16 protein-coding genes and 2 tRNA genes are annotated in these 20,687 nt (G+C 61.8%); 10 read left to right on the top strand and 8 right to left on the bottom strand.

Going from position 1 to position 20,687, the window contains the following annotated elements; genetic code table 11:
* Nucleotides 1-6 precede the first annotated feature (6 nt).
* From NCT03_RS07505 to NCT03_RS07485, 5 genes are all read left to right on the top strand, one after another.
* Nucleotides 7-543: a septation protein A gene (locus NCT03_RS07505; RefSeq protein ID WP_244827912.1), complete on the top strand. Its 537-nt coding sequence runs from the start codon at nt 7-9 to the stop codon at nt 541-543.
* Complete coding sequence (locus NCT03_RS07500; RefSeq protein ID WP_244827913.1) at nt 540-854, top strand: BolA family protein; 315 nt, start codon at nt 540-542, stop codon at nt 852-854. The genes NCT03_RS07505 and NCT03_RS07500 overlap by 4 nt, the downstream gene beginning before the upstream one ends.
* 138 nt (nt 855-992) lie before the next feature.
* Nucleotides 993-1,775: a peptidylprolyl isomerase gene (locus NCT03_RS07495; protein WP_244827914.1), complete on the top strand. Its 783-nt coding sequence runs from the start codon at nt 993-995 to the stop codon at nt 1,773-1,775.
* A gap of 170 nt (nt 1,776-1,945) precedes the next feature.
* A complete protein-coding gene (tcmP, locus tag NCT03_RS07490) occupies nt 1,946-2,779 on the top strand; it encodes a three-Cys-motif partner protein TcmP (protein ID WP_250492372.1) in 834 nt (277 codons plus the stop codon).
* A 44-nt stretch (nt 2,780-2,823) separates the two neighbouring features.
* Nucleotides 2,824-3,561, top strand: a complete 738-nt coding sequence (locus tag NCT03_RS07485; protein WP_250492371.1) for a DUF5131 family protein — start codon at nt 2,824-2,826, stop codon at nt 3,559-3,561.
* A gap of 196 nt (nt 3,562-3,757) precedes the next feature.
* Here the strand turns inward: NCT03_RS07485 and purL are convergent, their stop codons facing one another.
* Together purL and NCT03_RS07475 are read right to left on the bottom strand one after the other, a co-directional pair.
* Nucleotides 3,758-7,795 carry a phosphoribosylformylglycinamidine synthase gene (purL, locus tag NCT03_RS07480; RefSeq protein ID WP_250492370.1) on the bottom strand — a complete coding sequence of 1,346 codons (4,038 nt, stop codon included), beginning with the start codon at nt 7,793-7,795 and terminating at the stop codon, nt 3,758-3,760.
* Between the two features lie 287 nt (nt 7,796-8,082).
* Nucleotides 8,083-8,223, bottom strand: a complete 141-nt coding sequence (locus NCT03_RS07475; protein WP_244827916.1) for a hypothetical protein — start codon at nt 8,221-8,223, stop codon at nt 8,083-8,085.
* Here NCT03_RS07475 and NCT03_RS07470 point away from each other — a divergent pair.
* From NCT03_RS07470 to pgi, 3 genes are all read left to right on the top strand, one after another.
* Nucleotides 8,222-9,511: an FAD-dependent oxidoreductase gene (locus NCT03_RS07470; RefSeq protein ID WP_250492369.1), complete on the top strand. Its 1,290-nt coding sequence runs from the start codon at nt 8,222-8,224 to the stop codon at nt 9,509-9,511. The two genes, NCT03_RS07475 and NCT03_RS07470, sit on opposite strands and share 2 nt — an antisense overlap.
* Before the next feature lie 191 nt (nt 9,512-9,702).
* A complete protein-coding gene (locus NCT03_RS07465) occupies nt 9,703-11,271 on the top strand; it encodes an NAD(P)H-hydrate dehydratase (protein ID WP_250492368.1) in 1,569 nt (522 codons plus the stop codon).
* Nucleotides 11,272-11,465: 194 nt separating this feature from the next.
* Complete coding sequence (gene pgi, locus NCT03_RS07460; RefSeq protein WP_250492367.1) at nt 11,466-13,088, top strand: glucose-6-phosphate isomerase; 1,623 nt, start codon at nt 11,466-11,468, stop codon at nt 13,086-13,088.
* Nucleotides 13,089-13,144: 56 nt separating this feature from the next.
* Here the strand turns inward: pgi and NCT03_RS07455 are convergent, their stop codons facing one another.
* Complete coding sequence (locus NCT03_RS07455) at nt 13,145-13,846, bottom strand: ABC transporter ATP-binding protein (RefSeq protein ID WP_244827920.1); 702 nt, start codon at nt 13,844-13,846, stop codon at nt 13,145-13,147.
* On the opposite strand from NCT03_RS07455, the gene NCT03_RS07450 reads away from it, so the two are divergent.
* Both NCT03_RS07450 and NCT03_RS07445 read left to right on the top strand, forming a co-directional pair.
* Complete coding sequence (locus NCT03_RS07450) at nt 13,845-14,504, top strand: arylesterase (protein ID WP_250492366.1); 660 nt, start codon at nt 13,845-13,847, stop codon at nt 14,502-14,504. The genes NCT03_RS07455 and NCT03_RS07450 overlap by 2 nt on opposite strands.
* 126 nt (nt 14,505-14,630) lie before the next feature.
* Entirely contained in the window at nt 14,631-14,972 is a 342-nt protein-coding gene (locus tag NCT03_RS07445; RefSeq protein ID WP_244827921.1) for a hypothetical protein, read from the top strand.
* 94 nt (nt 14,973-15,066) lie between these two features.
* Here the strand turns inward: NCT03_RS07445 and NCT03_RS07440 are convergent, their stop codons facing one another.
* The 5 genes from NCT03_RS07440 to lon form a co-directional block, all read right to left on the bottom strand.
* Nucleotides 15,067-16,992, bottom strand: coding sequence for a SurA N-terminal domain-containing protein (locus NCT03_RS07440; RefSeq protein WP_244827922.1), 1,926 nt, complete (start codon nt 16,990-16,992; stop codon nt 15,067-15,069).
* Between the two features lie 314 nt (nt 16,993-17,306).
* Nucleotides 17,307-17,383 (bottom strand) — tRNA-Asp (locus tag NCT03_RS07435).
* Between the two features lie 39 nt (nt 17,384-17,422).
* Nucleotides 17,423-17,498 (bottom strand) — tRNA-Val (locus NCT03_RS07430).
* 84 nt (nt 17,499-17,582) lie between these two features.
* On the bottom strand, nt 17,583-17,876 hold the full coding sequence (locus NCT03_RS07425; protein ID WP_502800360.1) for an HU family DNA-binding protein: 294 nt from the start codon (nt 17,874-17,876) through the stop codon (nt 17,583-17,585).
* Between the two features lie 240 nt (nt 17,877-18,116).
* On the bottom strand, nt 18,117-20,537 hold the full coding sequence (lon, locus tag NCT03_RS07420; protein WP_244827924.1) for an endopeptidase La: 2,421 nt from the start codon (nt 20,535-20,537) through the stop codon (nt 18,117-18,119).
* Nucleotides 20,538-20,687: the final 150 nt, after the last annotated feature.

Genomic DNA, 20,687 nt, shown 5'->3' with positions numbered 1-20,687 from the left:
ACGCCAATGAAATTTCTGTTCGATCTGTTTCCGATCATCCTGTTTTTTGTCGCATTCAAGATCTGGGGCATCTATACGGCAACTGCCGTGGCCATCGCGGCGACGCTCGTGCAGATTGCGTGGGTGGCGTTCCGCCATCGCAAGGTCGATCCAATGCTGTGGGTGAGTCTCGGCGTGGTCGTGGTGTTCGGCGGCGCGACGCTCGTGCTGCACAACGACACCTTCATCAAATGGAAGCCCACCGCGCTTTACTGGCTCTTCGCCGTGGCGCTGATCGTCGCGCAACTCGGCTTCAAAAAGAATCTCATCGAAGCGATGATGGGCAAGCAGATCGTCCTGCCGCATCGCGTGTGGGGACAATTGAACGTGGCTTGGGCGGTGTTTTTCGCGCTGCTCGGTATCGTCAATCTCGTGGTGGCGTTTCACTTCACCACCGACCAATGGGTCAACTTCAAGCTCTTCGGCGCGACGGGATGTCTCGTGGCGTTTATCGTCGCGCAAAGCTTCTGGCTCGCCAAATACATGAAGGAGGATGGTCAATGAACGCTTCCTTCGATTTTCCGAACGCGAGCGCGGCCGACAAGATCGCGCATCTCGAAGCGCGCCTCGAAGCGGCGCTCGAACCGCAAACCGTGCATATCGAAGACGACAGCGCGGCGCATGCCGGGCATGCCGGCGCAGCTTCGGGCAGTCATTACACGGTCACGGTCATCGCCGAATGCTTCGCGGGCCGCGCGCGCGTGGCGCGGCATCGACTGGTGTATGATGCGCTGGCCGCGGAAATGCAGCATGGCGTGCACGCACTGGCCATCCGGGCTTATACGCCGCAAGAGTTCGCAGAACAATTCGAATAGACTCCGCGCGGGCTTTGGCGCCTGATTGCCGCGCTTTTGCCTCGCCTCTCCCGCGTGTCGAATCACTCAGCTTCTTCCAGATCAACCTCTCAATCAAGCGCCTTTCGAGGTCGCTCGTTGCTCAGTTAGGAACCTCCGATGACTTTGAAAAAAACCCGCGTCTGGGTCTTGCTGGCTGCGTTCGCCGCGGCTCCCGCGTTTGCGCAGAACATCGCCGTCGTCAATGGCACGCCGATTCCCACGTCGCGCGCCGATGCGCTCGTGAAGCAACTCGTCCAGCAGGGTCAGCAGGATTCGCCGCAATTGCAACAGGCGGTGCGCGAGGAACTCATCAACCGCGAAATCCTGATGCAGGAAGCGTCGCGCGAAGGCCTGCCCATGCGTCCCGACGTGAAGGCGCAGATCGCGGTCGCGCAACAGACGGTCGTGCTGCGCGCGATGATCGAAGACTTCGTCAAGAAGAACACGCCGACCGACGCCGAGATCCAGGCGCGCTACGAGCAACTCGTGAAGCAGACGGGCGGTGGCAAGGAACTGCATCTGCATCACATCCTGGTAGAAAGCGAAGCGCAGGCGAAGGACTTGATCGCGAAGATCAAGGGCGGCGCGAGCTTCGAGGATTTGGCGAAGCAATACTCGAAGGATCCGGGATCGGGCAAGAACGGCGGCGATCTGGACTGGTCCGCGCCGCAAGCCTACGTGCCGGAATTCGGCGCCGCCGCCGAGAAGCTCAAGAAGGGTGAAGTAACGCCGCAGCCGGTGAAGACGCAATTCGGCTGGCACATCATCCGTCTGGACGATACCCGCGACGTCGCCCCGCCGCCGCTGGAACAAGTGAAGGCGCAGATCGCGCAGCAGATTCAGCAGGAGAAGCTGCAGGCGTTCGAGGAAGGGTTGCGGAAGAAGGCAGTGGTGAAATAAGCGCGCTGTTGGCTGCAGGGTTTTTCGCGTAGCGCCTCCGATCTTGCGATCGGGGGCGTTTTTGCTTTAAGCGCACCAACAGCCCCCTGATTTAAGAGCTTTCGAGTTCCATTCGAAGCTAAAACTTCACATGATCGATGCCTTATTCGTCAGCGAGAGAGGATCAAATCATGAATGAGAAAGTGAGGGTCGACCCGGCCGATGGTCTGCCGGCGATGGTTGTCGGTAGCTGGGCTCAAGGCAAGCATGAAAAGCTGACTGACTACGTAGGCGCATCGTGGGGCGCGCGGGCGCGTTTTCCGGGGTCGTCATATATCGACCTTTTTTGCGGCCCGGGCCGAGTTGTCGAGCGAGAGCATGGCGCCTTCCGCGACGGCGGTGCGTTGGCAGCATGGAAGACATCGTGCGCTTATGGAAAAGCACCCTTCCACAACATTTTCATAGGCGACTTAAGCGCCGAGTCCGTGAAGGTATGCGAGCAACGCCTAACGAAACTTGGCGGCCAGGTCCGTCCTTACGTGGGTGCAGCCACTAAGACCGTTCACGAGATTGTTTCCGATCTGCCGCGGGGTCTTCATCTGGCTTTTCTCGATCCGTTTAACGCAAAGCATCTCGATTTCGAAATTATTCTGGCGCTCGCCGCACATCCGAACATCGACATACTCGTGCATTTCAGCGTGATGGACATCCAACGCAACATCGATCTTGAAGCTGCGAAAGATGGGACGCGACTTGAATGTATCGCGCCCGGATGGAGAGAAGCGATCGACTTAAGTCGGCTACCTCGTACCGCCTTTGTCGGCGCATTTCTTGACTACTGGCAAAGAATTGTCTTGAACAACACTCGAATGACTGCGGCGAGCACGAAGCCATTACTAGTCAACAGCAAAAACGGCCCACTGTATCGACTAATTCTGCTAAGTCGACATATTCATGCTCAGAAGCTTTGGAACGATGTAGGACGAGAGAATAAAGATCAGAGGGACTTGTTCGGGTCTTTCTAAACTCCTACACTCCGAGGCTAACAATTTTCAGATAGGGCAAGACGATGGCGACGAAAACCGGCATCGAATGGACTGAGATGACCTGGAATCCCGTCACGGGATGCGTGAAGATTAGCCAAGGTTGTAAACATTGCTATGCCGAAAGGATGGCGGCCAGGCTAAAGGCTATGGGTAGCGCACGCTATGAGAACGAGTTCGCCCCTACGTTGCATGAGGACCTTATCGGACTTCCGCTCAAATGGAAAAAACCTCGCACCGTTTTCGTTAATTCGATGAGTGATCTGTTTCAAGAGGCTGTGCCTCTCGACTTCATTCAGCGCGTGTTCGCGACAATGGTTGCCACTCCGCAGCATACCTATCAGGTGCTCACCAAACGCTCCGCGCGCTTGCTTGAGTTAGCGCCATCCCTCCCATGGCCGTCGAACGTCTGGATGGGCGTAAGCGTTGAGGATAACCGAGTTGTCCAGAGGATCACGCATTTGGCCGCAACCCCGGCACAGGTGAAATTCCTCTCATGCGAGCCATTGATTGGACCGCTCGAAGATCTGCCATTGAGAAAGATAGACTGGGTAATTGTCGGCGGTGAGTCGGGCCGTGGAGCAAGACCCATGCAAGAGGACTGGGTTCAATCCATTCGGCGTCAGTGCCGCACCCAGCATACGGCTTTCTTCTTTAAGCAATGGGGCGGAGTTCGAAAGGACATGACCGGAAGGCTTCTTAACGGACGCACCTACGATGCGATGCCCAATCGCAAGGTTGTCCCGATCGCAATCGCCCGTTAGCAGACAAAGTCAAGGCAATCCGCGCGGAGACGGACCCGCGACAAAGGGCAGCCGCGTGAGGGCGTGTGTTTGCCTGCCTTGCACAAACAGTGTGCCTGCACACGTCGGTCACGGTAGCTCGCCTATCTGCAATCGGCAAAGAAACACCCCGAAAAACCACTTCGGGGTGCTCTCATCCCATCGATACAACCCATCCTCACCCCATGAACCGCCGCGCGTTCTGAAACACGCGCAGCCACGGACTGCCGTCAGTGGTCCAGTCATCCGGTGTCCAGCTCATCTGCACATTGCGATGCACGCGCTCCATATGCGGCATCAAAACGGTGAAGCGGCCGTCGGGCGTCGTGACGGACGTGATGCCTTGCGGCGAGCCGTTCGGGTTGAACGGATACTGCTCCGTCGCGCGGCCGTGATGATCGACGAAACGCATGGCGACGAGTGCCTTCGCGGCATCGCCCTGTTGCGAGAAATCGGCGAAACCTTCACCGTGCGCGACCGCCACCGGAATGCGCGAGCCTTCCATGCCGCTAAAGAAGATCGACGGCGAACTCTCCACTTCCACGAGCGAGAAGCGCGCTTCGAACTGCTCAGACTTGTTGCGCGTGAACTTGGGCCACGCCTCGGCGCCGGGGATGATCGACGCCAGGTTCGACATCATCTGGCAGCCGTTGCAGATGCCGAGCGCGAAGGTATCGGCGCGGCTAAAGAAGGCGGCGAACATATCGGAAAGACGCGGGTTGAAGCGAATGGTCTTGGCCCAGCCTTCGCCCGCACCCAGCACGTCGCCATACGAGAAGCCGCCGCACGCCACCGCGCCCGCGAAGTCGGCGAGTGTTGCGCGGCCTTCGAGCAGATCGCTCATATGTACGTCATGCGCATCGAAGCCCGCGCGGTCGAATGCATACGCGGTTTCGAGATGCGAGTTCACGCCCTGCTCACGCAGGATCGCCACGCGCGGACGCGTGTTCGTCGCGATGAACGGCGCGGCGACGTCTTCCGCCGGATCGAAGGTCAACACGGGCGACAAGCCGGGATCGGCGGCATCGAGCAATGCGTCGTATTCGGCGTCGGCACAAGCGGGGTTGTCGCGCAGACGCGCGATGCGCCAGCTCACCTCGCTCCATGCGCGCTGCAACTCGGTACGCGGCGCATCGAAAATCTTCTTCGCGTCGCGATAGATCTCGACCGTGTCGCGCTCGTTCGGCTTGCCGATGACATGCGCGCACGCCGACAAACCATGCCCGCGCAACGCGCCGAGCACGGCATCGCGATCCGCCGCGCGCACTTGCACCACCGCGCCGAGTTCTTCCGTGAACAGCGCGCGGATCGTGCGGTCGTCGCGCCGGCCGCTCGTCTGCTTGGTCCAGTCTTTCGCGTCGCCGTAATCGGATTCGTGGTCGGCATCGAGTGTCAGCATGTCGACGTTGAGCGACACGCCCACGTGCCCCGCGAACGCCATCTCGCAGACCGTCGCCCACAGGCCGCCGTCCGAGCGGTCGTGATAGGCAAGCAGCTTGCCGTCGGCGTTGAGCGCCTGAATGGACGCGAAGAAGCGCTTGAGGTCTTCGGGATCGTTGACGTCGGGCACGGCATCGCCCACTTGCTGCGTCACTTGCGCGAGGATGCTGCCGCCCATGCGATTGCGCCCGCGCCCCAGATCGATGGCGATCAGCACCGTATCGGACTCCGCGACGAGTTGCGGCGTGAGTTGACGGCGCACGTCCTCGACCGGCGCGAACGCCGAGATGATGAGCGACACCGGCGACACCACTTCCCGTGAGCCGCCGCGTGCGTCCTGCCACTTGGTGCGCATCGACAGCGAATCCTTGCCGACCGGAATGCTGATGCCGAGCGCCGGGCACAGTTGCATGCCGATGGCCTTCACCGTGTCGTAGAGCGCCGCGTCTTCGCCCGCGCTGCCGCACGCGGCCATCCAGTTGGCGGAGAGCTTGAGCTTGCTCAACGATTCGATCGGCGCGGCAGCGATATTCGTCACTGCTTCGCCCACTGCCATGCGGCCGGATGCGGGTGCGTCGATGATGGCGAGCGGCGTGCGCTCGGCCATCGTCATGGCTTCGCCGCGATAGCCCGCGTAGTCCATGGTCGTGATGGCGCAATCGGCCACCGGCACTTGCCACGGGCCCACGAACTGGTCGCGCGCCGTCGTGCCGCCCACCGAACGGTCGCCGATGGTGATGAGAAACGACTTGCTCGCGACGGTCGGGTGCTTGAGCACATCGACGGCGACTTCCGAAAGCTGCAGGCCGGTGACATCGACCGGCGTGAAGCTCGGATGTTCGCGCGCAACGTCGCGATGCATTTTCGGCGGCTTGCCGAGCAGCACATCCATCGGCATGTCGACGGGTTCCTGACCTTCGTTTTCATCGTCGATGAGTTCGAGGTCGCGCTCGTCCGTCGCCACGCCAACCACTGCCACCGGGCAGCGTTCACGCTCGCACATTGCCTCGAAGGCCGGCAGATCGGCGGGCGCGATGGCCAGCACATAGCGCTCTTGCGCTTCGTTCGACCAAATTTCGCGCGGCGACAGTCCGCTTTCCTCGAGCTGTACCTTGCGCAGTTCGAAGCGCGCGCCCTTTCCCGCGCCATCGACGAGTTCGGGGAACGCATTCGAAATGCCGCCCGCGCCGACGTCGTGAATCGACAGAATGGGGTTGTGCTCGCCCAGTTGCCAGCACGAGTTGATGACTTCCTGCGCGCGGCGTTGAATTTCAGGATTGCCGCGCTGCACGGAATCGAAGTCCAGCTCGGCGGTGTTCGCGCCCGTGGCCATCGAACTCGCCGCGCCGCCGCCCATGCCGATGCGCATGCCCGGTCCGCCGATCTGGATCAGCAGCGTGCCCGCCGGCAGATCGTTCTTGTGCGTGTGCTGGTCCGAGATATTGCCGATGCCGCCCGCGATCATGATCGGCTTGTGATAGCCGCGCACGCGGCCCGCGACGTTCTGCTCGAAGGTGCGGAAATAGCCGCCCAGGTTCGGACGGCCGAATTCGTTGTTGAATGCCGCCGCGCCGATGGGCCCGTCGATCATGATCTGCAACGGCGACGCAATGCGATCCGGCCGGCCATACGCCTCATGCGTTTCCGACGGATTGCGCGAGACGAGCGGCGTGGCGGCATCGCGGGCGTTTTCCCACTTTTGACGCGCATCGGGCAAATCGAGGTTCGATACCGTGAAGCCCGCGAGACCGGCTTTCGGACGCGCGCCGCGACCGGTCGCGCCTTCGTCGCGGATTTCGCCGCCCGAGCCCGTTGCCGCGCCCGCGAACGGCGAGATCGCGGTCGGGTGGTTATGCGTTTCGACCTTCATCAGCGTGTGCGTCAACTCGACCTTGCGCTGATACTGCTCGCTCTCGCCGCGCGGAAACCAGCGCTCCGCGACGCCGCCCGCCATGATCGCCGAGTTGTCCGAGTACGCGACGATCGTGCCTTCGTGATTCAGCTTCTCGGTGTTGCGGATCATGGCGAAGAGCGACAGATCCTGCTTCTCGCCGTCGATGGTCCATTCGCCGTTGAAAATCTTGTGGCGGCAATGTTCGCTGTTGGCCTGCGCGAACATCATCAGTTCGACGTCGGTCGGATTGCGGTTGAGGTTTTTGAAGGCATCGACGAGATAAACGATCTCGTCTTCCGCGAGCGCGAGGCCCAGTTCCGCGTTGGCCGCTTCGAGCGCCGAACGCCCGGCGCCGATGATATCGACCGTCTGCAAGGGCTTGGCGGGCAGTTCGTCGAAGAGATGCAGCGCCTGATCGCGCGAGGCCGCGACGCTTTCGGTCATGCGGTCGTGCAACGCGTCGGCAACGGCGGCGCGCGCTTCGTCCGACAGGGTTTTCTTGCCGCCGAGCAGACCGCTCTTCAGGACGACCGTGTATTCGACGCCGCGCTCGATACGCCGCACTTGCGTGAGGCCGCAATGATGTGCGATGTCGGTTGCCTTGCTCGCCCAAGGCGACACCGTGCCGAAGCGCGGCACGACCAGAAACGTTTCGGCGTGGCCGCGTTCCTTGCCTTCTTCGAGCGGCGCACCGTAGTGCATCAGCGCGTGGATGCGGTTGCTGTCCTCATCGGAAAGCGGTTCGGCCGAATTCACGAAGTGCAGAAACTGGCCGCGCACGCCGACGATGTTCGCGTCGATGCGCGCGAGCGTCTCGAGGAGGCGGGTCTGACGGAAATCGGAGAGGGCCGAAGCGCCGGGGAAACACGAGAAGTGGGCCATTGTGACGGTGCGTCGATGACGTCTGTGTGCCGCTAGGTGCCGCGCTCGAAACGCCGGAAACGGCCACGAGCGTGGATGAGCGACGTGAGGCGAAAGGAAGACCGCGATTATACCCCGGATGCGTCTCAAATTCGGCCGGCCCGACCGGCGCCATTACCCGTCGCGCGTGCGCATCCCGCCGCGGACGTGACGCATGGCTTATCCTGAAATCGATCCTGCAGTGTACGCAGTGCAGAAACGTTCGCGACGGACATGCTGCGATCTGGCACCTATGGTCCCGGCGCGGCTCATTTGGCGCTATCATGGCGCGCTTTCTTCGGGTGTGGCGAGTCTGCCGCGCCCGCCGTCTCATCGTCGACATGCGCGGCGCGCCCGAGCTTGCGGCGCGGTGTGCGGCGCAAGTTCGCGCCTTCGGGCAAAAAAGTCATGGATGTCATCGTTATCGGCGGAGGAATCGCCGGCATCGCCACCGCTTACCAGTTGCATGCGGCCGGGCATCGCGTCTGCGTGGTCGAGCGCTACGCGACGGTCGCCCAAGGCGCCACTTATGGCCAGGGCGGCGCGCTTTTGCCCTCTCCGCTCGATGTCTGGTTCGGACCGACCTTCATGTCGTCGAACCGCGCGAAGCAAAACGGCATGGTCGTGAAGACCGGCTTTCATAGCGCCGTGCGCGATTTTTTGAAACAACTCGCCATGCTGCGCGAGCCGGACGCGTTCGCGGCGCAATATGCGTTGCTGGAACCGCTCGTCGCGTTGTCGCGCCGTACCGTCGCGGAAATCGAGAGCGCACTGCAACTCGAATTCGAACAGCGGCGCGGCATGCTGCACGTGTTTCGTCACGCGCGCGAGCTGGAGGAAGCGCAACCGGCCATCGATCTGTTGCGGCAGTTCAAGGTGCCGCATCGCGTGCTGACGCCTGAGGAATGCGTCGCGGCGGAGCATTCGGTGCCCGAATATCCCGAATTCGCGGGCGGCGTTTTGCTGCCCGAGGAGCGCACGGCCAATTGCCCGCTCTTCACCAAGCAACTGAAGCAGGTGCTCGAAGACGGCGGCGTGCAGTTTCGCATGAATCGCACGGTGACGGCGCTGCGTCTGGACGATAAGCGCGCGGCCGTCGAACTCGCCGATCCGGACGCAAGCCGCAACAAGCGCAACGAAAATGTCGAGTTGATCACGGCGGACGCCGTCGTGGTCGCGGCGGGAGCCGAGACGCCCGCGCTCGTCAGGAAGTCCACGCCGTGGCTCTATCCGCTGCGCATGCATACGCTCACCGCGCCGATTGCCTACGAAGAGCGGGCGCCGCATCTGACGGTCGTCGATTCGATGAAGCGCATCACGATGACACGTGTGAACCAGCGTCTGCGCGTGGCGGGTGCGGGCGTGTTCCAGAGCGCCTCCAAGGCCGACAAGCCGCTCGATGCGAGCCTCGCCCGTCGTGCCCTCGACGTGCTCGGTCAGGGCACGCACGACTGGATTCCGGGCGCGGGACGCGTCTCGGCCGCGCGTCCGTGGGAAGGCCTGCGCCTCTTTTCCGCCGATGGCCTGCCGGCAGTCGGCGCGACACGGCATCCGTGTGTGTTCGTGAACGCGGCACATGGTCCGGCGGGCTGGGGGCTCGCGTGCGGGTCGGCGAAGGTGGTGGCGGATCTCGTGTCCGATGTGACGTCCGAGGTTCCGGAACAGACGCTTGCGGCGTTGAGTATCGAGCGGTTTTGAAGGGTGAGTGTCCGTGCTCGCGTGGCGCGGTGCTCGTAGCTGCGTCGGCCTGGCATTCGGTTTGTGCGAGCCGCGCGCGTCTTTGAGCGACTCACGAAACTTGCGATCCTGGTCGAGCCGAATCGCCACATGCTTCAGGCACGAACGGTGCGAATCGGCGCAATGTTCGCTGCACGCCTATCATCGTCGACATGACCGATCCCCGACCGCCCTACTTCACGCCCCGCGACGATGCCCTCGCGCTCCTGACGCTTACGGAGTTGCGTTCGCTCGAAGCGCGCGCCGCTGCCGCGCTGCCGCCTCACACGCTGATGGCCCGCGCAGGCGCCGCCGCCGCACAGCTTCTGCTCGATACGCGCGACTTTCATACGAAGAAGCCCGTCTGGATCGTCGCCGGCCCCGGCAACAACGGCGGCGATGCGCTCGTGATGGCCGAGCGGCTTCACCGCGCGGGCGTAACGGTGCGCGTGTGCATGCCGGTCGAGGTCAAGCCCGACGACGCACGCTGGGCGCTCGAAGCGGCGCGTGCCGCAGGCGTGACGATCGACACCGCAGTCCCCGCATCGTTCGATGAATTCGGCTGGCTGATCGACGGCATGTTCGGCATCGGCCTGACACGGGTGCTGGACGGCGTGTTCGCCGGCATCGCGACACGTCTGTCGCAAAGCGCGCGCGATGCCGACAGCCGCGACCACGGCCGCGTGCTCGCGCTCGACGTCCCGAGCGGTCTCGACAGCGACACCGGCGCACCCGTCGCGGGCGGCGCAAGCGTGCGCGCGGACGAGACGATCACGTTCATCGGCGCGAAGCCGGGCCACTTCACGGCGGAAGGCCGCGATCTGTGCGGCACGCTGCATGTCGCAACGCTCGACATCGAGCCGCCCGCCGCGCCTTCCATCGTGCTCAACGTGCCGGCCCTTTTCGCGGCCCACATGCCGCCGCGCGACAACGCGACCAACAAAGGCACGTTCGGCACGCTTGCCGTGATCGGCGGCGATACCGGCATGTGCGGCGCGCCCATCCTCGCCGCGCGCATGGCGCTCTACGGCGGCGCGGGCAAGGTCAACGTGGCGTTTCTAGGCGAAGGTGCGCCGTCCTACGATCCACCGCATCCCGAACTGATGCTGCATCACGTCGACGACTTCGCGCTCGAAAAGATGGACGCAATTTCGATCGGCTGCGGCATGGGCAAGAGCGACCGCGCGAGAAAAGTGCTCGCCGATGTCCTGAAGCTCGACGCCGCCAAGCTGCTCGACGCCGATGCGCTCAATCTCGTCTCGAAGGACGACGCCCTCGCCGCAGAAGTCGCGGGACGCGGCGCCAAGGGCAATCCGTGCGTGCTCACGCCGCATCCGCTAGAAGCCGCGCGGCTCTTGCAAACCGATGCAAAGGCGGTTCAGGCGGACCGCATCGCGGCCGCGCGTCGGTTGGCAGCGCGTTACTCGGCGGTCATCGTGCTGAAAGGCTCGGGCACGGTCATCGCGTCGCCGGATGGCCGCGTCGCCATCAATCCGACCGGAAACGCAGGACTCGCCACCGGCGGCACCGGCGACGTGCTCGGCGGATTGATCGGAGCATTGCTCGCCCAAAAGTTGCCTGCGTATGAGGCGGCGCTGGCAGGCGTGTACTTCCACGGCCAGGCTGCCGAGCATCTGGCGAGCGAAGGCACCGGGCCTGCGGGACTGACGGCGGGCGAACTTGCGCCTGCCGTGCGCAGTCTCATCAATCGGCGCTTCTATCAACGGCAGCAGCGCGCCTGATTTGTCCGAGGCTTGCACGGCGCCGCGATGACGCCTTGCAAGCATTCGTTCATGCATCGTCGCTATACTGCCTCTTGCTTCTTACATTCGAGCATCCGCGGCACCGCTGGTCGCGTTCACGAACTGACTGACGCCTCCCGCCAAGCCGCCTTTGCACGAACGTTTCCTTTGTCACTCAGGACTATCGAACCGTTATGACGCTCAAATCGCTACCCGCCTGGTCGGCGCTCCAATCGCACTACGATGCCATCTCCGGCGAGCGCCTGCGCGACTGGTTCGCGCCGCAAAACGACACCGCGCCCACGCGCGCCGAGCGCTTCACGTTCGACGGCGGCGGTATCAGCATCGACTTCTCCAAGAACCGCATCACCGACGCCACGCTCAAGCTGCTCATTCAGCTCGCCGAAGAGGCGAAGGTGACCGAGCGCCGCGACGCCATGTTCGCGGGCGATATCGTCAATATCACGGAACATCGCGCGGTGCTGCATACGGCGCTACGCGCGCAAACCGACGACGCGCCCTTCGCCGAACAGGTCCGCGCCGAGCGCGCGAAAATGGCCGCGTTCGCCGACAAGGTCCGCGACGGCTCGTGGACCGGCTATACCGGCAAGCGTATCCGCCATGTGGTGAACATCGGTATCGGCGGCTCGGACCTCGGGCCGAAGATGGTCGTGCACGCGCTGCATCATCTGGCATCGAAAGAACTCGACACGCATTTCGTCTCAAATGTCGATGGCGCCGATCTCTGGAACGTGCTCCAGCAAGTCGATGCCGAAGAGACGCTCGCGATCATCGTCTCCAAGACCTTCACGACGCTCGAAACCATGACCAACGCGCACTCCATGCGCGATTGGTTCTTGAAGCAGGGCTGCCCGGAAAGCGAGCTTTCGAAGCACTTCGTCGGCGTCTCGGCGAACCCGGCGGAAGTGGTCAAGTTCGGCATCGCGAAAGAAAACGTCTTCGAGATGTGGGACTGGGTCGGCGGGCGCTATTCGCTGTGGTCGGCGGTGGGCCTGTCCATCGTGATCTCGGTCGGACCGGAGAATTTCGACGCGCTGCTGGAAGGCGCGTACGCGATGGATCAACACTTCCGCGAAGCGCCGCTCGACAAGAATCTGCCCGTGCTGATGGGCATGATCGGCATCTGGTATCGCAACTTCTTCGGCTCGCAGAGCGATCTGATCGCGCCTTATTCGCAGGCGCTGCACTATCTGCCTTCGTATCTTCAGCAACTGGAGATGGAAAGCAACGGCAAGTCGGCGACGCTGGCAGGCGGCATGGTCGATTACCCGACCGCTGCCGTGATCTGGGGCGAGCCCGGCACGAACGGCCAGCACGCGTTTTTCCAGATGCTGCATCAAGGGCCGACCATCATCCCGATCGATTTCATCGCCGTGCTCACGCCTGAGCATCCGCTCGTCGATCACCATGCGAAGCTGCTCGCCAACTGCTTCGCGCAAAGCGAAGCGCTGATGCTCGGCCGCACGCTCGAAGAGGCGAAGAAGGTCGCGGGCCCGGGCAAGGAAGAACTTGCCACGCATTTGAGCTTTCCGGGGAATCGGCCGACCACGACCATCATTCTCGATGCGCTCACGCCCGAGGCGCTCGGCGCGCTTATCGCGCTGTACGAACACAAGGTGCTCGTGCAGGGCGCGGTGTGGGACGTGAACTCGTTCGATCAGTGGGGCGTGGAACTCGGCAAGATTCTCGGCAAGGTGGTCGAGGCGGATATCACCGCCGCGAGCGCCGATCCGAAGAAGCACGATGCCTCAACCTCCGCGTTGATCGAGCGCGCACGCAAGGCCTTGAAGTATTGACGGCTGGTTGCGTCGTTAAAGCCCGCATCGGCCCGCATCGGCCGATGCGGGCTTTTTTATACGCTCAGGCCATTGACGAGCCGCCCTGCTTCGATCGTCACGGTAGCATCGCAACGTTCGGCGAGTTCGACGTCGTGCGTGACGAGCACGAGCGTCGCGCCGTTGCGTTCGTTCATCGCGAACATGAGATCGATGATGGCATAGCCCGTGGCGGCGTCGAGGCTGCCGGTGGGTTCATCGGCGAACAGCACCGCGGGATGCGTGACGAAGGCGCGCGCCAACGCCACGCGTTGCTGTTCGCCACCGGACAGCAGCTTGGGATAATGCGCCGTGCGTTGCGCGAGACCGACCTGATCGAGCAGCGAGCGCGCGCGTGCGGCAATCTGATCGTGCGGCAACTCCGCGCGCAGTTCGAGCGGCAGCATGACGTTCTCGAGCGCGGTGAGATGCGGCATCAACTGGAACGACTGGAACACGAAACCGACCGCGCCGCTTCTGAGCGCGGCGCGCTGGTCTTCATCGAGCGTGGAAAGCTCCTTGCCCAATAAACGAACCGAGCCCGCACTCGCGCTGTCCAAACCCGCGAGCAGGCCGAGCAGTGTCGACTTGCCCGAGCCCGATGCCCCGACGATCGCCACGCTGCTGCCCTTCGCGATGGACAGATCGATCTGATCGAGTATCGTGAGCTCGCCCGTTGCGTCCTTCACCCGCTTGCTTAAACCCCGAACTTCGATGACCGGCTCGATATTGTTTTGCATGGACACCCTGAAAAAGAACTGGAGCGCGCGTGCTTGCGTCGCCTTGACAATGCTTGCGACAAGTTCCGCGCTGCATGCACAAGACGCAGCGACGAACAAGCCTGCAATCGTCGTGCTCGGCGACAGCCTTTCCGCCGAATACGGCTTGCCTCGCGATACCGGCTGGGTCAATCTGCTGCGCCAAAGGCTTGCGAAAGAGCGTCTCGATTATAGCGTCGCCAATTCGAGCATCAGCGGCGACACCACGAGCGGCGGACGCGCGCGATTGACCGCCGTGCTCACGCGTATCAAGCCGGCGGTGGTAGTCGTGGAACTCGGCGCGAACGATGCCTTGCGCGGCGTGCCGCTTGCCACCACCGAGACGAATCTGCGTGGAATAGTCGAGGCATCGCAGGCGGCGCATGCGAAGGTTTTACTCATCGGCATGTACGTTCCGCCCAATTACGGCCCCGACTATTCGCAAAAGTTCCACGCCATCTATGAACGCATCGCCAAGGACAAGAACGTGGCGCTCGTCCCTTTCCTGCTTGCCGGGATCGAAAACAAGCCGACGATGTTCCAGTCGGACCAGATTCATCCGACGGTGCAGGCCCAGCCATTGCTATTAGAAAACGTCTGGCCAAGCTTGAAACCCTTGCTGGGCGCAAGTGCGTCGTAACAATGAAGACGCCAGCCGCGACAGCTTTTCCAACAAACGCGGAACACGGCCAAGATTCAGTTATCTGAGACTTTCGCGTAACTCTTATAACCCCGCTCGCAAGAGAGCGCTCTACAAGGAGGTCACGTGAAATACTTCCCTCTGGTTGCATTGACCATCGCGATTTCGGCATGCGCCGCTCAACCGCCCGCAGGCGTGCAGCAAGTCGGCATGAGCGACAAGCCGGTCAAGGCGGTCGCCGAATGCGTCTCGCATGCATGGGCTGACAAGACGCAACAGCAAGTCGTGTCGCAAGATACGCTTGCCAACGATCAGGCCGTCGATGTCTATGTGCCGGGTCAGCAGCCGCCGAATGGCGCGGCCGCCGTGGTGCGTCCGAAGTGGTCGGGTCCGGGCTCGTGGGTGGGTTTCCGCGCATCGGGTGCCGCTGGCAGCCAGGCGACGGGCGACATTCAGGCTTGCCTGTAAGGACACTGTTGCTGGTTACATCGGGCAGCATTGAAAAAGCCCCGCGTCCTTTCGGACACGGGGCTTTTTTGTGCGACTGACGTTTTACTGCTTCTTATTGATTGGCCGCGGGCACCGGCGCCTGACTCAGCTTGACCTTCGAGCGCGCCTTCAACGAGTCGATATACGCTTCCATCTCGGCTTGAGCATAGACCTGCGCGATCTGCTGCTGCGCGCCGGCGAGACGATCCGCGGCCACCGCGTTGGCTTTCTCGATACCGTTGACGCGATAGATCGCATAGCCGTCCGTGCCGAGATCGACGCCGACGTACGCGGGCAACTTCGAGGCATCCGCCTTGAAGATCGCGCTCAACGCGGCAGGCGGCAAGCCCTGCGCGTCGTTGCGCGAGACGATGATCGGTGACGTGAAGCCATCGGTCGACTTCGATTTCTGCAGATCGGCAAGCTTCGTCTGGCCTTCCTTGAGCGCCATCGCAGCTGCGTCTTGCGCGACGACCTTCGTGCGTACCGCGTCCTTCACGGCGTCGAACGCGGGAACGGTCGAAGCCTTGTAGTCGGTCACGCGCGCGGCGATCAGCGTGTTGTTGCCTGCATCGACGGCTTGGGTGTTGTTGTGATCTTTCACCGAGTCCGGCGAGAACACGGCCGCCAGAAACTTCGCATTGTTGAGCGGATTGTCCTGCGGTAATTGCGTGTTGGGCTTCGGACCGACCGTAGCGGTCTGAACCGTGAGCTTGTATTTGTCGGCCGCGGGCTGCAGCGACTTCGCCTGTTCGTAGACGGTGTCGGTGAAGCCTTGCGCTGCTTCTGCAAAGCCTTTGCTGCCCTGTTGCGCGGCGTAGTCCTTGGCGAGCGCTTCCTTCACTTCGTCGAACGACTGCGTAACCGACGGCTTGACGTCCGTTGCCTGAATGATGTGGTAACCGAAGTCCGACTCGACGATATCGCTCACTTCGCCCTTTTTCAGGTTGAACGCGGCGTCGTCGAAAGCCTTGCCGCCCGCGATCTGACCGCGCGCAAAGTAACCGAGGTCACCGCCCTTCGACGCCGAGCCCGGATCTTCCGAATTCTTCTCCGCTACTTGCGCGAACTGATCGGGATGCGCCTTCACTTGCGCGAGCAGTTGTTCGGCCTTCTGCTTCGCCTTCGCCTTGTCGGCCGCGCTGGCGTCCTTCGGCGCGTTCACGAGGATGTGACTCGCGCGCACCTGACCTTCCGTGCGGTAGCGCTGGATGTTGTCGTCGTAGAACTTCTTGAGATCGGCGTCGCTCGGCTTCGATGCCGCCGCGAGCGTGGACGGCGACAGCACGAGGTACTGAATGGTCGCGGTCTCGGGCGTCGCGAAGTCATTGCGATGCGCGTCGTAGTACGAATGCAGTTGCGCGTCGGTGGGTTGAACCTTCGCGGCGTAATCCGCCGCGCGCAGCGACATGCCCTGCACCGCGCGACGCTGCTCGGACAGCTCGGTCAGGCTCTGCGCGAGCGACTTCGAGGTGAACGAAGACTCCTGAATGCTTGCCGGGATCTGCTGATTTGCGATTGTGTAGCGCATGCGCTCGTCGTACTGCGCGGGCGTCATGCCCTGCATGGCGAGCATTTCCTTGTAACGCTCGATGTCGACGGAGCCATCGGGCTTGCGCAGCGACGCGACGATCGGATCGGACAGCAGCGCGCGACGCACGGCGTCGTCGGATGCGGTCAGATGCAGGCGTTGCGTCTCGTCCGACAGCGCGCGCTGTTGCACGAGACTGTCGACCATGGCGGCGCGCGCTTCGGGCGTGTCGAACATGCGGGCGTCGAACTGAGCGCCCAGCATGGAGCGCGCGCGATCCACTTGCTGGCGGAAGGCGTTATCGAATTCGGGGCGCGTGATCTTGTGACCGTTCACGCTGGCGACGTAAGCGCTTTCGTCGAAAAAGTTGCTGAAGCCCTGAATCCCGACAATGCCGAGACCCGGCACGATGATCAGGATCAGCAGGGCCATCATCAGGCGCTGGTGATTACGGAAGAAGTCGAGCATGCGTAGCGCTGCGTGGTTAGAACAAAACGCTCGATATTACAACAGCGCGAGGGGAAAAGGCGACAAGTCGGGGTGTAAGGCTTCCGGTGGGAGCCGCGTTTGGTGGTCCATCTATGTTCCAGGAAGCGGAAAATCCTTCGTACTCAAAGGCTTAACCGTTCATGCGGAAGATTCGGCGGCATTATCGCAATGCCTGCAAATTTGGCGATGCACGAGACGCGTCGACGCTGTAAATTGCTTCGGAATCTTAATCAAGAAGCGGAAAAGAGAAAGTCCCGCAAGCTTGTGACTCGCGGGACTCTTTCAGTCGATCCTGGCGGAGCGGACGGGACTCGAACCCGCGACCCCCGGCGTGACAGGCCGGTATTCTAACCAACTGAACTACCGCTCCTTGCTTGATGCTCAACCCGAACTGCTGTGAACCGGAAACTGGTGGGTGCTGAGAGGCTCGAACTCCCGACCTACGCCTTGTAAGGGCGCCGCTCTACCAACTGAGCTAAGCACCCGTTCCGCGGTTCAAGCGTTGCTGCTTTTTGCTACTCCGCGCTGACTAGCAGCTCATGTAAGAGTTGCCGTATCCAGCGAGTCCGCTAGTTTAGCGCATCCTTCAGCGCTTTGCCAGGCCGAAATTTCGGCACCTTGGCCGCCTTGATCTTGATGGCCGCGCCCGTGCGCGGATTGCGTCCCGTACGCGCCACGCGCTTGCCCACGGCAAAGGTTCCGAACCCCACGAGCGTCACCGTTCCGCCCTTCTTCAAGGTCGCGCTCACGCCGCCGATCACGGCTTCGAGTGCACGCCCCGCTGCCGCCTTGGAAAGATCGGCTTGCTCCGCGATATGGTCGATCAGGTCAGTCTTGTTCATTGTGATCCCCGAATCTGTAATGGCACGATGTGGTCGATGTCGTTTCGCATCGAAACGAGCAGCATCGATTTTTTCGATTCAATGCGCGGCCATTAAACGCAGCCGAAACGGGAGTGTCAACGGGGGTTGCGCCTGATTTCATCTGCTTTGGAAGCACTGCTCGAATTCGTCGACGCAAACAAAAAGACCCCGCAAGCGTGAACCTGCGGGGTCTTTTTTTACGACTTGGGCCGTAAGTGCGGCAGCGTCAATGAAGCGTGCTCAGTGCTTCACGAACTCGCCGACAGCCGGACCATCTTTCTTCGCTTCAGCGGCCACTGGCGGCTTGGCTTCTTCTTCCGGCAACGGTGCCGGCGCGCGTTCGAGCGCCAGTTCCAACACGCGATCGATCCAGCGAACCGGAATGATCTCGATGGCGTTCTTCACGTTGTCCGGAATGTCGGCCAGATCCTTGGTGTTTTCTTCAGGGATCAGCACGAGCTTGATGCCGCCGCGATGCGCCGCCAGCAGCTTCTCCTTCAACCCGCCGATAGGCAGCACTTCGCCGCGCAGCGTGATTTCGCCCGTCATCGCGACATCCGCGCGAACCGGAATACCGGTCAGCACCGAGACCAGCGCCGTCGTCATGGCGATACCGGCGGACGGACCGTCCTTCGGCGTCGCACCTTCGGGCACGTGAATGTGGATGTCCTTCTTCTCGAAGGCCTCGTCCGACACACCGAGACGACGCGAACGCGAACGCACCACCGAGCGCGCCGCTTCGACAGATTCCTTCATCACGTCGCCGAGCGAACCCGTGCGGATCACGCCACCCTTGCCGGGCATGACCGCCGCTTCGATCGTCAGCAAATCGCCGCCGACTTCCGTCCACGCAAGACCCGTCACCTGACCGATCTGGTTTTCCTTCGCGGCCAGACCGAAGTCGTACTTGCGCACGCCGAGGAAGGTGTCGATGTTCGTGCCATCGACCTTCACCGCGCCTTCGGCCTTCTTCAGCAACAGCATCTTCACGACCTTACGGCAGATCTTCGACACTTCACGTTCGAGCGAACGCACGCCCGCTTCACGCGTGTAGTAGCGAATGATGTCGCGGATGGCTTGTTCCGCCACTTCGATCTCGCCATCCTTCAGGCCGTTATTGCGCTTTTGCTTCGGCAACAGATAACGCTGCGCAATGCTGACCTTTTCGTCTTCCGTGTAACCCGAAAGGCGGATGACTTCCATCCGGTCGAGCAGCGGCGGCGGGATATTGAGCGAGTTCGACGTCGCGACGAACATCACGTCCGACAGGTCGAAGTCCACTTCGATGTAATGGTCCGCGAACGTATGGTTCTGTTCCGGGTCCAGCACTTCGAGCAACGCCGATGCAGGATCGCCGCGGAAATCCATCCCCATCTTGTCGACTTCGTCGAGCAAGAAGAGCGGATTGCGCACGCCGACCTTGGTCAGGCTTTGCAGAATCTTGCCGGGCATGGAACCGATATACGTGCGACGGTGCCCGCGAATCTCGGACTCGTCATGCACGCCGCCAAGCGCCATGCGCACGAATTTGCGATTGGTCGCGCGAGCGATGGACTGCCCAAGCGACGTCTTGCCGACGCCCGGAGGCCCGACGAGGCACAAAATCGGCGCCTTCACTTTCTCCACGCGCTGTTGAACCGCGAGATATTCGAGAATGCGTTCCTTGACCTTTTCCAGACCGAAGTGGTCTTCGTCGAGCACGCGCTCGGCATTGGTCAGGTCGTTGTTGACCTTGCTCTTCTTGCGCCACGGCAGACCAATAAGCGTGTCGATGTAATTGCGCACGACAGTGGCTTCCGCCGACATCGGCGACATGAGCTTGAGCTTCTTGAGCTCGGCGTCCGCCTTCTTCTTGGCTTCCTTCGGCATGCGCGCGGCCGTGATGCGCTTCTCGAGTTCTTCGAGATCCGCACCCTCTTCGCCTTCGCCCAATTCCTTCTGGATGGCCTTGACCTGTTCGTTCAGGTAATACTCGCGCTGGCTCTTCTCCATCTGGCGCTTCACGCGGCCACGGATACGCTTCTCGACCTGGAGGATGTCGATTTCAGCTTCGAGTTGCGCGAGCAAATGCTCGAGGCGTTCGATCACAGGGAACATCTCGAGGATGTGCTGCTTTTGATCGAGCTTGAGCGGCAAATGCGCGGCGATGGTGTCCGCGAGACGACCCGCTTCGTCGATGCCCGACAGCGACGTCAGGATCTCGGGCGGAATCTTCTTGTTGAGCTTCACGTACTGATCGAACTGCGACACGATCGCGCGACGCAGCGCTTCAGTCTCGGCGCTGTCGGCGTGGTCGGGTTCGAGCGGCATCACATCGCAGGAAAACTGCGTTTCCTGTTCTTCGATGGACAGCGTCTTTGCGCGCTGCAAGCCTTCGACGAGCACCTTCACGGTACCGTCCGGAAGCTTGAGCATTTGCAGGATGTTGGCGACACACCCTACTTCGTACATGTCCTTTTCGGTCGGCTCGTCCTTCGCCGCCGTTTTCTGGGCGACGAGCATGATGTGCTTGCCACCTTCCATCGCGGCTTCGAGCGCCTTGATCGACTTGGGCCGCCCGACGAAGAGCGGAATCACCATATGCGGGAAAACGACTACGTCGCGCAGCGGGAGCAGCGGTAACGTGATGCGTTCCTGCGGGAGGAGTTGGGTTCCTGACATTTCATTTCCCCATTAATGGAATCGGTTCGTTCGTAAGTAAGGCCGTTAAGAGCTATTGCAAGCCTTTATCGGAAGGGAAAAGTCGTTAGTCGACGACCTGGTCAGTAACGTCCACAATAAACCGAAAAAATAAACAAAGGCCGTTCACGT

The sequence above is a fragment of the Caballeronia sp. GAWG1-1 genome, from assembly GCF_023631465.1.
In the GTDB taxonomy this organism is placed as follows: Bacteria; Pseudomonadota; Gammaproteobacteria; order Burkholderiales; family Burkholderiaceae; genus Caballeronia.
The sequence above is the reverse complement of the archived record's forward strand: the minus strand, read 5'-3'. Positions and strand labels throughout refer to the sequence as shown.

Bases quoted from the DNA above. Each gene is read 5' to 3' on its own strand.
- lon (WP_244827924.1), bottom strand. From the start codon at position 20,537: ATGTCAGGAACCCAACTCCTCCCGCAGGAACGCATCACGTTACCGCTG.
- NCT03_RS07500 (WP_244827913.1), top strand. From the start codon at position 540: ATGAACGCTTCCTTCGATTTTCCGAACGCGAGCGCGGCCGACAAGATC.
- NCT03_RS07475 (WP_244827916.1), bottom strand. From the start codon at position 8,223: ATGACTTTTTTGCCCGAAGGCGCGAACTTGCGCCGCACACCGCGCCGC.
- tcmP (WP_250492372.1), top strand. From the start codon at position 1,946: ATGAATGAGAAAGTGAGGGTCGACCCGGCCGATGGTCTGCCGGCGATG.
- NCT03_RS07470 (WP_250492369.1), top strand. From the start codon at position 8,222: ATGGATGTCATCGTTATCGGCGGAGGAATCGCCGGCATCGCCACCGCT.
- NCT03_RS07485 (WP_250492371.1), top strand. From the start codon at position 2,824: ATGGCGACGAAAACCGGCATCGAATGGACTGAGATGACCTGGAATCCC.
- NCT03_RS07455 (WP_244827920.1), bottom strand. From the start codon at position 13,846: ATGCAAAACAATATCGAGCCGGTCATCGAAGTTCGGGGTTTAAGCAAG.
- purL (WP_250492370.1), bottom strand. From the start codon at position 7,795: ATGGCCCACTTCTCGTGTTTCCCCGGCGCTTCGGCCCTCTCCGATTTC.
- NCT03_RS07495 (WP_244827914.1), top strand. From the start codon at position 993: ATGACTTTGAAAAAAACCCGCGTCTGGGTCTTGCTGGCTGCGTTCGCC.
- pgi (WP_250492367.1), top strand. From the start codon at position 11,466: ATGACGCTCAAATCGCTACCCGCCTGGTCGGCGCTCCAATCGCACTAC.
- NCT03_RS07440 (WP_244827922.1), bottom strand. From the start codon at position 16,992: ATGCTCGACTTCTTCCGTAATCACCAGCGCCTGATGATGGCCCTGCTG.
- NCT03_RS07450 (WP_250492366.1), top strand. From the start codon at position 13,845: ATGGACACCCTGAAAAAGAACTGGAGCGCGCGTGCTTGCGTCGCCTTG.
- NCT03_RS07505 (WP_244827912.1), top strand. From the start codon at position 7: ATGAAATTTCTGTTCGATCTGTTTCCGATCATCCTGTTTTTTGTCGCA.
- NCT03_RS07465 (WP_250492368.1), top strand. From the start codon at position 9,703: ATGACCGATCCCCGACCGCCCTACTTCACGCCCCGCGACGATGCCCTC.